This window comes from Longimicrobiales bacterium (genome assembly GCA_029245345.1).
Classification (GTDB): Bacteria; Gemmatimonadota; Gemmatimonadetes; order Longimicrobiales; family Gaopeijiaceae; genus CALFPJ01.
Window position 1 is genome coordinate 375,988 of sequence record JAQWPM010000021.1, and the last position, 14,515, is coordinate 390,502.

At 62.4% G+C, this 14,515-nt stretch carries 10 protein-coding genes; 5 read left to right on the forward strand and 5 right to left on the reverse strand.

Annotation, left to right across the window (positions count from 1 at the left end):
* Nucleotides 1-10: 10 nt before the first annotated feature.
* Entirely contained in the window at nt 11-883 is an 873-nt protein-coding gene (gene dapF, locus P8L30_12705) for a diaminopimelate epimerase (GenBank protein MDG2241055.1), read from the reverse strand.
* Between the two features lie 229 nt (nt 884-1,112).
* Here dapF and metH point away from each other — a divergent pair, with 229 nt between their 5' ends.
* Nucleotides 1,113-4,844, forward strand: a complete 3,732-nt coding sequence (metH, locus tag P8L30_12710; protein MDG2241056.1) for a methionine synthase — start codon at nt 1,113-1,115, stop codon at nt 4,842-4,844.
* Complete coding sequence (locus P8L30_12715; protein MDG2241057.1) at nt 4,841-6,688, forward strand: bifunctional homocysteine S-methyltransferase/methylenetetrahydrofolate reductase; 1,848 nt, start codon at nt 4,841-4,843, stop codon at nt 6,686-6,688. Before metH ends, P8L30_12715 begins: the two co-directional genes overlap by 4 nt.
* Nucleotides 6,689-6,691: 3 nt before the next feature.
* On the opposite strand, the gene P8L30_12720 is transcribed toward P8L30_12715, so the two are convergent.
* Together P8L30_12720 and P8L30_12725 are read right to left on the reverse strand one after the other, a co-directional pair.
* A complete protein-coding gene (locus tag P8L30_12720; GenBank protein MDG2241058.1) occupies nt 6,692-7,558 on the reverse strand; it encodes a hypothetical protein in 867 nt (288 codons plus the stop codon).
* Nucleotides 7,555-8,892 carry an aminopeptidase P N-terminal domain-containing protein gene (locus tag P8L30_12725; GenBank protein ID MDG2241059.1) on the reverse strand — a complete coding sequence of 446 codons (1,338 nt, stop codon included), beginning with the start codon at nt 8,890-8,892 and terminating at the stop codon, nt 7,555-7,557. Before P8L30_12725 ends, P8L30_12720 begins: the two co-directional genes overlap by 4 nt.
* Nucleotides 8,893-8,973: 81 nt before the next feature.
* Between P8L30_12725 and P8L30_12730 the strand changes: the two genes are divergently transcribed.
* Together P8L30_12730 and P8L30_12735 are read left to right on the forward strand one after the other, a co-directional pair.
* Nucleotides 8,974-10,683 carry a carboxypeptidase-like regulatory domain-containing protein gene (locus P8L30_12730; protein ID MDG2241060.1) on the forward strand — a complete coding sequence of 570 codons (1,710 nt, stop codon included), beginning with the start codon at nt 8,974-8,976 and terminating at the stop codon, nt 10,681-10,683.
* A 2-nt stretch (nt 10,684-10,685) separates the two neighbouring features.
* On the forward strand, nt 10,686-12,764 hold the full coding sequence (locus P8L30_12735; protein ID MDG2241061.1) for a TonB-dependent receptor: 2,079 nt from the start codon (nt 10,686-10,688) through the stop codon (nt 12,762-12,764).
* Here P8L30_12735 and P8L30_12740 read toward each other — a convergent pair.
* Nucleotides 12,730-13,680: a phosphodiester glycosidase family protein gene (locus P8L30_12740; protein ID MDG2241062.1), complete on the reverse strand. Its 951-nt coding sequence runs from the start codon at nt 13,678-13,680 to the stop codon at nt 12,730-12,732. The two genes, P8L30_12735 and P8L30_12740, sit on opposite strands and share 35 nt — an antisense overlap.
* 12 nt (nt 13,681-13,692) lie before the next feature.
* Between P8L30_12740 and P8L30_12745 the strand changes: the two genes are divergently transcribed.
* Nucleotides 13,693-14,217 (forward strand): hypothetical protein, encoded by a 525-nt coding sequence (locus P8L30_12745; GenBank protein ID MDG2241063.1) that lies wholly within the window; start codon nt 13,693-13,695, stop codon nt 14,215-14,217.
* 29 nt (nt 14,218-14,246) lie between these two features.
* Here the strand turns inward: P8L30_12745 and P8L30_12750 are convergent, their stop codons facing one another.
* A complete protein-coding gene (locus P8L30_12750; protein MDG2241064.1) occupies nt 14,247-14,501 on the reverse strand; it encodes a hypothetical protein in 255 nt (84 codons plus the stop codon).
* Nucleotides 14,502-14,515 lie beyond the last annotated feature (14 nt).

Sequence of the window (14,515 nt, forward strand, 5' to 3'; positions counted from 1 at the left end):
TTAGCGCAGCTTATTCGCTCTCTTCGCGCACCAAGACTCCGTCCATCACCGCTTCGACGGGACCGCGCAGCACGACATCGAGGCCTTCCGAGACCGTGACCTGCAGGATGCCCCCAGGCATTTCCACGTCAATCGTACCCGGCTGTACTCTTCCCTCGACGACACTCGCGACCGCCACCGCGCATGAACTGGTACCCGAAGCACTGGTCCGCCCGACTCCCCGTTCCCAGATCAAAGCTTTGACCCGAGCCAGCCCGTCCGGATGCGCGAGCTGCATGTTTGCGCCGTGAGTCAGAGCAGGATGTGCCGCAAAGAAGGGGCCCAACTCGGCGAGCATCTCTTCTGACAATTCTGGAGAGAAGACAACCAGGTGCGGATTCCCGACAGAAACGGGAACGACGCGAAAAGAGGTCCCATTCGGCCCCAGCATCGACCCATCTGAGTCGATAGCCGACGCATCGAGGCCGACAGCCGCGGGGCCCACCCGGGCCAATCCCATCGCGACCGAAACGTCGTACGTACCATCCTGCTCACCGTGTACCGTCATGGACACCGTATCCCCGGCGACCTCTACATCGAACGGCTCGGAGCCGACCCGTCCCATCCGCAGGAGGTAGGAGGCCAGAATACGCAGGCCGTTGCCGCTGCGCTCGAACTCTCCACCATCCGGATTAAACATCCGGAGCGAGGGGCGCCCGGCGCCCGACAGAAGCACCACAATGCCGTCGGAGCCCACTCCGCTGAACCGGTCGCACACCGCCCTGATGGCTGCCGGCGTGGCCGTCCAGTCGTCGCCTTCCTCGAAGACCAAATAGTCGTTGCTAAGCCCATGTGCTTTGTAGAAACCGCGAGACAAGCGCGGACGAGTCAGCCAACGCGTCATGACATTTCCGGATTCGGGATTCTGTGGTTCCTGGCCACCCCGGCACCGGGTGATCGGGGAGATCGTACGGAGCAAGTTGGCACACACCCCGCACGCATGTACACTTGGGTACAACAGAATCGGGCGATTTGAGGTGTATTGCGGCCCGCCGGGCAACCGGCTAACGAGCTAAAAGACCCACGCCCTATCGCGCATCAAATCGCGAGGGGCCTTTTTTTTAGGGGATACGGTGGCAGCAACGAAGAGCGGACTCACTCGGGCCGACCGGGGCGTCCTGATCAGGGAACACCTGACCAAACGCATTCTTGTGATCGACGGTGCCATGGGCACCATGATCCAGCGGCACAAGTTCGAGGAAGAGGATTTCCGTGGTGAGCGCTTCGCTGACAGCGAAAGACTGCTCATGGGAGCGAACGACCTCCTCTGTCTCTCTCGCCCGGATGTAATTCGCGATATCCACGCGGAATACCTCGCGGCCGGAGCTGATCTCGTCGAAACCAACACGTTCAGCGCCAACCGGATCTCTCTTGAGGACTATGGGCTCCCAGAGATCGCGTTCGAGCTGAATCGGGATGCGGCTCGGCTGGCGAGAGAGGCTGCTGATACGGCAGAGGCTGCGGAACCTGGGCGACCCCGCTGGGTCGCGGGCGCACTCGGGCCGACGAACCGGACGGCGTCCATTTCGCCCGATGTGGGCGACCCAGGTGCTCGGAACGTCACCTTCGACGAACTCGTCACCGCTTATGTAGAACAAGCGCTCGGGCTCATCGACGGGGGCGCCGACCTCCTTCTGGTCGAGACCGCATTCGACACACTGAACGCCAAGGCCGCCCTCTTCGCGGTCTCGAAGGCTCTAGAGGAAACAGGCCTCGACATCCCGGTCATGATGTCTGGGACAATCACAGACCAGAGCGGTCGCACCTTGTCGGGGCAGACGCCTGAAGCATTCTACAATTCGGTCTCCCACGGAGTACATCCGGGCGCAGGGCGTCCGACTGGCCTTCTCAGCGTGGGTCTCAACTGCGCCCTCGGAATCGATCAGTTACGCCCGTACCTCAAGGAGCTGTCCGAGGTCGCCACGGTTCCAGTGAGTTGTTACCCGAATGCTGGCCTCCCCAACGAATTCGGGGAGTACGACGACACGCCGGAGCATATGGCGGACATGACCCGGCAGTTCGCCGAAGCGGGCTTCCTGAACATCGTCGGTGGCTGCTGCGGTACGACACCCGATCATATCCGAGCAATCGCGAAGGCCGTGGCGGACGTCACGCCACGCGCCTTGCCTGATGTACCGGTCCGTACACGCCTCGCCGGTCTGGAGCCGCTGACAATCGGGCCAGACTCTCTGTTCGTGAACGTCGGCGAGCGCACGAACGTGACCGGGTCCCGCCGCTTCGCTCGCCTCATCCAGGATGACGACTACGACACTGCCGTGGAGGTGGCCCGGCAGCAGGTTCGAGGTGGCGCCCAGGTCATCGACGTGAACATGGACGAGGGCTTGCTCGACTCTGTCGCTGCGATGCCGCGATTCCTCAACTTGCTCGCATCGGAACCGGAAATAGCTCGCATCCCGGTGATGGTCGACTCGTCCAACTGGGATGTGATCGAGGCCGGCCTCAAGACGCTTCAGGGCAAAGGCATCGTCAATTCTATCTCGCTGAAGGACGGCGAGCAGGAGTTTCGAGAGAGGGCTCGACTGGTTCGACGGTACGGTGCCGCGGCGGTGGTGATGGCATTCGACGAAGACGGTCAGGCGGACACGGTGCAGCGTAAGATCGATATCTGCTCACGGGCCTATTCGGTCCTGCTCGAGGAAGGCTTCGCACCGGAGGACATCATCTTCGATCCGAACGTCTTCGCTGTCGCAACGGGAATCGAAGAGCATGAGCGATACGCGATCGCCTTCATCGAGGCCGTGCGAGGCGTCAAAGCGGCTTGCCCGCACTCGCTCACCTCGGGCGGCATCAGCAACGTTTCGTTCTCGTTTCGTGGCTCACCCGAAGTGCGGGAAGCCATGCATACAGCGTTCCTTTATCACGCGATCGCGGCCGGGCTCGACATGGGCATCGTGAATGCCGGCGCACTGCCTGTATACGACGACATCCCCAAGGATCTAATCGTTCCTGTTGAAGACGTTCTCTTCGCTCGGAACCCCGAAGCCACGGATGCTCTCACGCAGATCGCGGGAGAACGCACTGGCACCACGGAGCGTCGCGTACATGAGGACTTGTCGTGGAGGGATCTCGACATAACGGCTCGGCTTCAGCACGCCCTCGTACAGGGTATCGACGAATACGTCGAGATCGACGCAGAAGAGGCGCGTGTGTCTCTCCCTCGAGCGCTCGATGTCATCGAGGGACCGCTCATGGACGGCATGAACGAAGTCGGCGACCGATTCGGCAGTGGACGCATGTTCTTGCCACAGGTCGTGAAGAGCGCACGCGTCATGAAGAAGGCCGTCGCCCACCTGGTCCCGTACCTCGAAGCAGAGAAGACGAGCACTGAGGACAAAGGCCGGATTCTCATGGCCACTGTGAAAGGTGACGTCCATGACATCGGCAAGAACATCGTCGGGGTCGTCCTGCAGTGTAACGGTTATGTAGTCATCGATTTGGGCGTGATGGTGCCGGGAGAGAAGATCCTCGACCGCGCCCGGGAAGAGAGAGTGGATATCATCGGTCTATCGGGGCTCATCACCCCCTCACTCGACCAGATGGTAAGCGTGGCGAAAGAGATGCAACGGACCGGCTTTGAAGTGCCGTTGCTGATCGGTGGCGCCACAACGTCGAAGGTCCACACCGCGGTGAAAATCGAAGAGTGTTATGCTGGACCCACGGTACACGTGCTCGACGCTTCCAGGGCCGTTGGGGTCGTGTCGACGCTCCTTGATGACAAACGCCGAGCGCCGTTCATCGCTAATCTCGCCGTGGAATACGAAGCTGTGCGCAAACGCCGAGCCGAACGGTCCGCAAGAACACCCCTTACACCGATCGCCGCCGCACGAAGACGCGCACGCTCCTTCGATTGGGCTTCGTCTCCCCCGCAGCGCCCGAAACAGCTTGGCGTTCATCAGCTGGACCTCAGCGTAGAGGAACTCCGACCCTACATCGACTGGACGCCCTTCTTCCAGGCGTGGGAACTCGCGGGCAAGCACCCGGCGATCCTGAACGACGCGGTCGTCGGCGCGCAGGCTAAAAGCCTCTTGTCAGATGCCGAGGAGATGCTGGATCGGATGGCTTCAGACGATCGAATCACCCCGAAGGCCGTCGTCGGTCTCTTCCCAGCGAATAGCACTGGGGACGACATCGACATCTTCACCGACGAGACGCGAGACGAAACGCGCACGACGTGCCATCACGTCCGGCAGCAGTTCGCCAAGCAGGACCGTGCCGCGTCTTGTCTAGCTGATTTCGTGGCTCCGGTCGGCACACCGGACTGGATCGGTGGCTTCGTCGTCACTGCCGGACTCGGCGTCCATGAACTCGTGGCCGAAGCGGAGAGCGAACACGACGACTACACCGCCATCCTCGTAAAATCGGTGGCCGACCGACTCGCGGAGGCCGCCGCGGAAGTGATGCACGAGAGGGTGCGATGCGAAATTTGGGCCTATGCACCAAGCGAGTCCCACTCGAACGACAATCTGATCGCGGAAGCCTACCAGGGGATACGACCCGCCCCCGGCTACCCGGCGTGCCCAGACCACACTGAAAAGCGAACGCTGTTCGAGCTATTGGATGCAGAGGAAGCCCTCGGCGTGACACTCACCGAGAGTTTTGCCATGGCACCGGCTGCGTCGGTTTCGGGCTGGTATCTCGCCCATCCGGAAGCCCATTACTTCGGGATCGGACGCATGGGGCGTGATCAGGTTGAGGATTACGCGACCCGGAAGGGCTGGACCATCGAAAAAGTTGAGAAATGGCTCTCCCCCAACCTCGGGTACGATCCGGAGCGTGACTCATGAAGGAGCTCATCCTAGACGGGCGCGTCCACGTTTTTGACGGAGCCATGGGAACGTTGCTCTACAATCGCGGCGTGTTCGTGAACATCTGCTACGACGAGCTCAACGTCGGGCGCCCGGACATCGTGAGGGAGATTCACGAGGAGTACGTGGCCGCCGGCGCCGAGGTACTCGAGACGAATACGTTCGGGGCCAATCCGGTGAAGCTCTCTTCCTACGGACTGGCAGAGCGCACTGAAGAAATCAACGAAGCGGCGGGGCACCTAGCGAAACAGGCCGCGGGTAGCTTCGCGAAGGTCGCCGGAGCGATCGGACCCTTGGGAATCCGAATCGAGCCATGGGGACCTACTGCTCGCGAAGAAGCCGTCGATTTCTTCAAGCGGCAGGTCGCTGGTCTTGTCTCGGGTGGAGTGGATGGCTTCGTCCTCGAGACGTTCTCCGACCTCACGGAGATCGGGTGCGCGGTCGCTGCCGTGCGAGAGCTGTCGGATCTGCCGATCGTGGCACAAATGACGGTCGGGAGAGGCGGGAAAACCGCATATGGGAACGACCCTGTACAAATCGCTCAGGAACTCGCCCAGCACGGCGCGGACGTGATCGGACTCAATTGCTCGGTAGGGCCCGCAGTGATGCTGGACGCGATCGAGGAGATGGCTGAGGCTACGAACCTGCCCCTGATCGCTCAGCCGAACGCAGGGCTGCCCCGCACCGTGCGCGACCGAAAAATCTACCTGGCCAGTCCAGAGTACATGGCCCAATACGCCCGCCGAATGATCGACGCGGGCGCGCGTTTCGTTGGCGGGTGCTGCGGCACCACTCCGGAACATGTGAAGCAGGTACGAAATGCGGTCACAGCAGCCCAGCCCCGACACGCGACGATCACCCCGTCAGTAAATGTCCACCGTGGCGAGGTGGCCCGCGAACCGGTGCCGCTCGAAGCCCGATCTGCTTGGGGTCGAAAGCTCGCTCGTGGTGAGACGGTGGTCTCCGTCGAGATCCTGCCTCCGCGCGGATGGGGAAAGAGCGCGGTAGTCGAGCCAGCCCGAGCGCTCAAGGTGGCGGGGGTGGACACCCTCGCACTGGTGGACAATCCCAGATCGCTCAGCCGCATGGGCGCTATCTCGGCCGCACAGATCGTGGAGCGCGAGGTGGGCATCGAGGCGCTGGTCCACTACACGTGCCGTGATCGAAACATGCTGGGAATGATCTCAGATTTGCTCGGAGCCGCCGCTGCCGGAGTGCGTAACGTACTCGTGGTGAGTGGAGACCCGCCGCTTCAGGGCCCCTACCCCGACTCGACCGCAGTCTTCGATATCGACTCGATCGGACTGACCAACGTGGTGAACGGACTCAACCGGGGGATCGACCCCGGCGGCAACTCGATTGGGGCGCCCACGGAGTTCGTGCAGGGTGTGGCCGCGAATCCCGGAGCTGTAGATCTCGACCGCGAAATCGAGCGATTTGGGTACAAGGTGGAGGCGGGTGCGGACTTTGCCGTTACCCAGCCGGTCTTTGATCCCGATGCGTTGGAACGCTTCATGGAACGCGCGGCAGACCACGCGATCCCACTCGTTGCGGGCATCTGGCCTTTCTTGAACCTGCGGAACGCCGAGTTCTTGGCCTACGAGGTGCCTGGCGTGGTCGTTCCCGAGTCGGTGGTGGAGCGCATGCGCGCCGCTCAAGAGAAGGGAGACGAGGCGGCGTTGGAGGAGGGTGTATCCATCGCGGTCGAGATGATCGAGGCAGTGAAGCCGCTGGTGCGAGGATTCCACCTCAACGCACCGAGCCGACGCGTGGATATCGCCCTCCGCGTGCTTAGGCAGGCCGGCGTAAGCTCTACGGCCTAGGAACTAAACGTGTCCTAGGATCCGCCGGAGCCGACGCCCTGCTCCGCGATTTCCGAGATTGCTGACGTAGACCTTCTCTGCCCCCACCGCGCGAAGCTCACGAATCGAGCGTGCACAGATCTCCTCGGCAGTAAGCCCCGACGCGAAATCACTCCTCAGCCCCTCAGCGGGCACGGGAAAGAAGTCACCTAAGGCCGCCAAGGTGCCCGGGTTTGCACTCCGATAGAAAAAGACGCCGTACACCATGGCCACATCAGGGACTTCACGGTTGGCCTCTTCGACAAAACGCGCGATCCGATCCGTCGAGTGGTGGGACACGACCTGAGTCAGCGCGAAGTCCACGTGGGCGTCTGGGGCACTGAGGAATCCCACTTGCTCCGAGGCACTACGATGTGGATTCGCCCACCCACCGAGTACGAGTCCCGGGAGACGCTGCTGCAGCCTCTCCCTCAGGTCTCGACCATGCGGTACACACCTCGGGGGCCCAACCGAAGGATCTCCCCCTAAGACCGTCAGGGCATCGAAGCCTTCCGACGCCGCTCGAGATGCGAACATCTCGCAGTATTCGAGCGAATGCTTCGCGGTCAGGATCGGGACGATGCGCCGCAGGTCCACATCCTCGTCCACGTTTGCTCCCACGTGAGCGAGATTCTCCTCTTCGGCGGATCCCACGGCATTGTCCGTGAGGAAGACGAAGAGTTCATCGCGGGTCAACGATCCGAGCGAGTGATGGAGGTCGATCCAGGCGCCCATTCCGTCCTGGGCCCCCAGATCCGAACGGGGCGGTCTGAGTTCAACCGTGACCAGCGGTCCAGGCTGAGCCAGCCGATCCAACAGGAGGGCGCTACGGCCCACCGCAGCGGCGCTCATTCTTCACCAGCCAGCATGGCTTCCATGTCCTCAGCGGCGGTCGGCAGCCCGGCAGTCAGGACCTCGTTCCCGTCCGCGGTGATCAACACGTCGTCCTCTATACGGACACCAATCCCGGAGTAGCGGGCGGCCCCGCCTTTCGACAGTTCCGGGCGGAAATAGAGGCCCGGCTCTACCGTGAAGACCATGCCGGGCTCCAACACCCTTGAAGCACCCCCTCTCGTATAGTCGCCCGGATCATGCAAATCGAGACCCAACCAGTGCGACGTCTGATGGGGAAAGAAGGCCTTGTGGACACCTTGTTCGATCAGGTCATCCCGGTCGCCAGACAGGACGCCCAGAGTCACCAGGCCGTCCACAATCACCACCGTGGCCGCGGCATGGACGTCCGCGATGGTCGCACCGGGCTGCGCGACGCTGATGGCGGCAGTCCGAGCACCCTCGACGACGTCATATACGGCCCGCTGCTCTTCGGAAAAATGTCCTGACGCCGGATAGGTCCGAGTGATGTCTCCGTTGTACAGCCCGACCTCCGCGCCGGCGTCCAAAAGGACCAGCGCACCCTCCTGCACGGTGTCCTCGTTGTCGACGTAGTGGAGCACGCAGGCGTTCGTCCCAGAACCGACGATCGTGGCAAAGCCAGGTGCCGCCGCCCCTTCACGACGGAAGGCACCCTCGACGGCCGCTTCAACGGTCCGCTCGGGGACACCTCCCCCCAACGAACGTGCGCCAGCTCTTTGTCCGGCGATGCTAATCGCGACGGCCTTTCGCAACGCCTCGATTTCCTGCTCGTCCTTGATGAGACGCATATCGTCCAGAACTTCACCCGGATCGACCAACGCCCTCGGGCCGCCACCGGTCCGCGGCCCGCGCGCTCGCGCGCGTTCCAGCGCTGCCGACACAAACGTCCCCACGCCGTCCCCATGTCTGGTTCTGTAGAAAATCCGGTCACCACCGTCGAGAAGGCTCGCGAGCCGCTGGGCCAATTCCTTCACCGAGTGGCAGTCATCTGGTGAGAAGGCACTTAAGGCGCGGTCCACGCCCATCCTCGGACCGGCCCAAAACTCCGCATCGGGATCCCTCGGCCGGACGAAGAGTGTGAAACGCGGCTCTTCACCACCCACAAGCACGGCCACGGCCTCGGGCTCGGTCACACCGGTGAGGTAGAAAAGCTCACTGTCCGGACGGTATCGGTACTCCGTGTCCCTGGACCGGAACCGAGTCGGCGCAGCCGGGAGTACCATCACGCCTCCACCAAGCTGTGCAAACAGCTTCTCACGGCGGCGTTCGAAGGGGCTCGGGGGTCCCACCTGGCTCTCAGTTACTCCGTCCATAGCGCCAAGTTAGCGACCCAGGACCACCGTCGGCACCCCGACAGGAGTAGTAAGGCTCGGCGCCCCGCTTTATGATGCACCGTGCGCATTTTCCTTTGGATACTCGTCTTCTTAGGCGTCGGCTTCGCGTCTGCCGAAGCCCAGGTGGTACGCGGCCTCGTCACAGAAGACGAGACCGAGGCCCCGCTTGTGGGCGCCATGGTCATCCTATTCGAAGCGGACGGCGAGCCGGTTGATCGGTTCCTGACCGACCATGCTGGCGAATTCGTCATCGATACGGATCACCCGGGCCAATACTATCTGCGGGTGGATAGGATCGGGTACGCGAGCCTCACGACCGAGCCGTTCGACGTTCCAGTGAACGGCACATTCCAGAAGGTGTCGGTCCCCATCCGTGCGATTCAGCTCCGCGGATTGGATGTATCAGGCGCACGCCGATGCGAGGTCAGGCCCGAGGAGGGCCAGGTGACGGCCAGAGTCTGGGAGGAAGCGCGCAAGGCGCTCGCTGCCGCAGCGTGGACACAGGCCACGGGTGTATATCGCTACACCCTGCTCCATTACACACGAGAGATGGACCGGGACGCCGAGCGAATCCTGGACGAATCTCGACAATTTCTGAAAGGGTCCAGCAAGGCCCCCTTCGAGTCGGTCCCGGTTGCAGAACTCATCGAAAAGGGATTCGTCCAGGAAGTACCTGATTCCGGCACGATCTACCATGCCCCGGACGCCAACGTCTTTCTCTCGGATGAATTCCTCGACACACACTGCCTCGGCCTCCGCCGCGGCAGCGGAGGGCTCCTTGGACTCACGTTCGCTCCAATCGAGAGCAGAGAACTCCCAGACGTCGAAGGTGTGCTGTGGCTCAAGGAAGATACCGGCCAACTCGAGAGGCTCCGCTTTTCTTACGTAAACCTCACTACGACGGGAGACGTCGGAGAACCGGGCGGAGAAGTGCTCTTCACGCGGCTTCCGAACGGCACCTGGATCGTCCGGGATTGGTGGATCCGAATGCCACTCCTAGAAGTCACCCGGCGAAGGGGACTTCGGCGGACCGGCTACCGAGACGAAGGCGGCGTGGCCTGGCGTGTCACCGACCGATCTGGTGAGATCGTCCTCGAGGCCGCCACGGCAACGATTTTCGGGACGGTCTTGGACTCGATCCACTTCGCTCCGCCACCGACTGCAGTAACTGTGCTCATAGACGGTGCCGGGGACGAGGTACCGACCGAGGCAGACGGCGCCTTCCTTCTACCTGACCTCCCTGAAGGACTCTATAGCCTGCAGGTCCGGCACCCACTCTTGGACTCCCTCGGCATCGCCGCACCAGCCCACTCGGTCCAGAGTGAGTTGGGCGAGATGGTGCACATGACTCTTAGGGTGCCCACGCTCGCCGACGCGCTCACCGCGCAGTGCGGCGGGGCTCCTAGGCCACAGGCCAGCGCTCCCATCTTGGGGCGGGTAGTCACCGAAGCTGGCCGCCCGATGGCCGAAGCGTCAGTAGAGATGCTGTGGGTGGAAACCTCAACTTTCACGCCTCCGTCAATCTCGGTACCCGAGGACCGCCTGAGGCGATCAAGAGCAGAGTGGAGACCCCGCTCTGAGGATGGCTACACCGTCGTGAAGACCGAAACGGACGGACGCGGTATCTTCGTCTTGTGCGACGTACCCTATCAGTCCCGCCTGCGACTCGATGTTCAGACCGCAGACGGTCGTACCGCTTCGCGCAGACCCGTGGTACGGTCCGGCGCGGTCGTGACTATTGTCATCGTAGAATTTGAGGAAGGGAGATAGACGTGACGCAAGCCCAGAAGATCTTTGTCGCCTTCGGAATGGTGAGCCTTCTCGCCCCCTCCGGAGTCGCGGGGCAAGAGCCCGACTCGGTAGTGGTCATCGAGCCAGTGCTCGTGAGGGTATTGAAGACCTCGATGGCGTCCGACCTACCGTACTCCGTTTCCGTCGCGGCCGGTCGGGAACTCACGAGAGCCTCCTCCGGCGCCTTCCTCGAAGAAGCAGTGCGGGCGATCCCCGGCATCCAGATTCAGAACCGCTTCAACATGGCTGTAGGCGAGCGCATTTCGATTCGTGGACATGGGCCGAGGGCGCAATTCGGTATCCGCGGCATCAGAGTTCTGGTGGACGGCATTCCCGCCACGCTCCCTGACGGGCAATCGACCATCGACCATCTGGACCTGGCTGGTCTGGGAAGAGTCGAAGTGCTTCGCGGCCCCTCGGCCGCCCTCTACGGAAACGCGGCAGGCGGCGTCCTGCACTTTCGGACGTTGGACCCCTCGGGAATGCCTGCTGAAGCCTCTGCACGCGCCGTAGGTGGCTCGAATGGACTGCTGAGCCTCCAGAGCAACGTCAGCGGTACTACCGGAGCAATGGGATACCGGGTCGGTGTGTCGCGGCTCACCTACGACGGCTATCGCCTGAACACGGTGGCCAATGACGGCAGTGTGTACGGCGGTGGCACGCGCACCGTCGCCAATGGGTCGGTGTCCTTGCCTTTGGGTGGTGGCACACTCCGCATCGTCGCCAACGGTGTCGACCTGGACGCCGACAATCCGGGGTCGCTGTCGCAGACGCGCTTGGACCAAGGAGCCCGTGAGGCTCACAGATTCAACGTGATCAGTGGGACCGGAAAGGAGGTCCGCCAAGGTCAGACGGGTATTTCTTGGATCGGAGACGTTGGGGAGTGGGATGCAGAAATCGCGACGTGGGGGATCCGCCGTGAGTTGGTGAATCCGATTCCGGGGCGTGTCGTGGATGTCAATCGAAATGCAGGAGGTGCCCGCGCGATCTTCAACCGGGGCGTGGATTTCGCTGAAGGCACTTTAGCGATCGGTGGTGGCGTCGAAGGCGAACTGCAGCGCGACCGGCGTTTCAACTTCGACAATGACGGTGGCTCGAAGGGTGATTTGTCACTCTGGCAGATCGAGCGGGTCTCGAACGGCGCCGCTTTCGTACAGGGTCGCGTCGACATGCGGGCTGGCGTCACATTCCTGGCCGGGGTGCGCTATGACCGGACGCGCTTCAAGAACGAAGACAAGTTCGTCACCATCGACGACCCCGATGAGTCGGGAGCACGGGTCATGGACGCCCTCAGTCCATCCGCAGGATTTGTCATCGACGCCGGGGACGATTTTGAAGTGTTCGCCTCGGTAGCGTCCTCGTTCGAAACGCCCACCACGACCGAGCTGGTCAACCAAGTCTCCGGGGCCGGGGGGTTCAATCCCGCGCTCGAACCGCAGAAGGGATTCACCGTTGAAGGTGGGCTTCGCGGTCGGCTGAGCGCGGACGCGACCCTAGAGGTCACGCTGTTTCAGACCAAACTCGAGGGAGAGTTGGTTCCTTTTGAAGTTCCGTCCGATCCCGGCCGGACCTACTTCCAAAATGCAGGGCAGTCCCTCCATCGTGGATGGGAGGTCGCAGCCGATACTCGACTGAGCACGTCAGTCGCCCTGCGCGTCGCCTACACCCGCGTGAACGCCTCGTTCGAAGAATTCCGTACGGACGACAAAGACTACTCTGGGAATCGGGTGCCGGGTCTTGCACCGCGACGTCTCGACGCGCTTCTCCAGGCCGACATCGGCGCTGGATTCTTCGAGGCACGAGGTCTTTGGCAGGACGAAGTGCCGGTGGACAACGGCGGTGCGTTCGCCTCTCCATCACACTTCCTCATGGAAGGGCGTGTGGGACTGGATCAGTTCGATGCTGGTGGGCTGCTCGTGACACCTTTTGTGGCCGTGTCGAACGTATTCGACGTGACCTACAACAGTTCTGTCGTCGTGAACGCCTTCGGGGCCCGCTACTTCGAACCGGGACCCGGTCGCACGTTCAGTCTCGGGATGGGAGTGACCTTCGGGCGCTGACGACGCACGCGGCAGGCTCGCGTCGAAGCACCAAAGCGTTCACGACTGATCGCTCCCCGGTTTCGTCTGAGGGGGTACTCACGGCATGGTCGCGAAGGACCATGACGGAAGACCCACCACCGTCCAGGTTCAGGGCCTCATCGGCTCCAAGCGCACCCAACAGGGCGGTGAGTTCCACAAGGGTCATCCCGCTCGAGCGGGATGGCTGTCGCCCGTCCACGACGACCAACCACAGTCGACCTGTCTCCGTCGAGTATCCGACCGCCGTCCTCGGATGACGCGTTGCCGCACTGATTCCCAATTCCTCGCGAGGGACACCCTCGCTGAGCAGAATGGGGAATCCTCCGACAGCCTCCGTGCGGCCGTCTCCCCCTTCTCGTGGTACCGGCCAGCCCACCTCCAGGATATCTCTGGACACGTTGGCTGACCCGATCCATGGAGCCTCATTCCACCGCCATCCAATAGCAGGGCGGGACCGCGCGGAGACAACGACACCCTCGACGACCTCAGAGCCCACAGTCCGGCCTTCGGGCGTAAAGAAATCCGCGTTCACGGCTGCCAAGATCGGTGGAACCGAACGTCCAACCATCGAGGTCACTGTCTCAAATCCGGCTCGTCCTGCCTCCCGGACCTCCGGGCGCAGAACATCCAACACCAAGTCACAGCGCGTCGACAGCGCCGCCTCCACGATGTGGATCGCCCACGGGCCTTCTGCGGACCAGAGATAGCGATAGACCACCCCTGGACCCAAGCGAATCGTCCGCACAGTGTCCGGCCTCACCAAGTCCACCACTGCCACAGCAAGAGCACGAGAGAGGGTGGGAGGCTCGTCGGGAGGAGTACACGCCACCGCGGCCCCTACCAACAACGCAACCAAGGCTCTCAGGGCGTAGACCCGCCTCGTGACCCGGCCCATATTCCGGCTCTCATGAACCGACTCCGCTTCTTCTTTTTCTTCGCCGCATCGCTCGCCGCCAGCATCGCTGTGGCGGCGATCATCGCACTCCCCTCCTCCGCCCAAGCGCAATCGCCGGACACCGACGGCATGCGCTTCGGAGTGGTCTTGGGCGGTGTGAGCACCGTCGGCGTATCCCTCGAGTTCTTCGACGGAAACCGGAGCATCGATGTCACCGTGGGGACGTGGTCGTTCCGCGACGCGAGCATCGCAGTGGTCGCCAAGCGATACATGGGAGGCGGCGCAGTACGACCCTTCGTGGCCGCCGGCCTCTGGGTGGTCGCCGCGAAACCCGCTGGTGAGCGACTCGGGACCGCGATCGTGCTGCAGGCACCGGTCGGAGTCGACGCCAGAATCGGGGACGACCATCACCTCGGTGCGACGATCAATCTCAATCGCGCACTCTCGGTGCGGCGCACCGATCCCGAGAACGACTACCCGATCAACAAGAGGCTCATCCCCCTCCCAGGGGTCTACTACCGCTTCGAACGGCAGTAGCGAGTCGGGCGGTTCTCGCAGCACGCGACCTACCATTCGTCGGGTTCGTCCCAGGACTCTGACCAAAATTTCTGCTCCTCTTCGTCGATATCACCGAGATCGAGCGGTTCGTCCTCGCTCGTGGTAACAGTCCCCGACCGCAGAATTTCTTCCACCGCGGCATCGTCGATCACGGGTAGAGTCCCACTGATACGATCACGCAATTTCGTCCTCAAGCTCACCCCGGCCGCGAAGGCCAATACTGTAAGTCCAGCCCAAAAGCCGAACCAAAAGAGTGAGACCATTAGAGGACACGTAT

Coding starts and splice junctions, on each gene's coding strand:
- dapF (MDG2241055.1), bottom strand. CDS start 883: ATGACGCGTTGGCTGACTCGTCCGCGCTTGTCTCGCGGTTTCTACAAA.
- P8L30_12745 (MDG2241063.1), top strand. CDS start 13,693: ATGAACCGACTCCGCTTCTTCTTTTTCTTCGCCGCATCGCTCGCCGCC.
- P8L30_12715 (MDG2241057.1), top strand. CDS start 4,841: ATGAAGGAGCTCATCCTAGACGGGCGCGTCCACGTTTTTGACGGAGCC.
- P8L30_12720 (MDG2241058.1), bottom strand. CDS start 7,558: ATGAGCGCCGCTGCGGTGGGCCGTAGCGCCCTCCTGTTGGATCGGCTG.
- P8L30_12725 (MDG2241059.1), bottom strand. CDS start 8,892: ATGGACGGAGTAACTGAGAGCCAGGTGGGACCCCCGAGCCCCTTCGAA.
- P8L30_12740 (MDG2241062.1), bottom strand. CDS start 13,680: ATGGGCCGGGTCACGAGGCGGGTCTACGCCCTGAGAGCCTTGGTTGCG.
- P8L30_12750 (MDG2241064.1), bottom strand. CDS start 14,501: ATGGTCTCACTCTTTTGGTTCGGCTTTTGGGCTGGACTTACAGTATTG.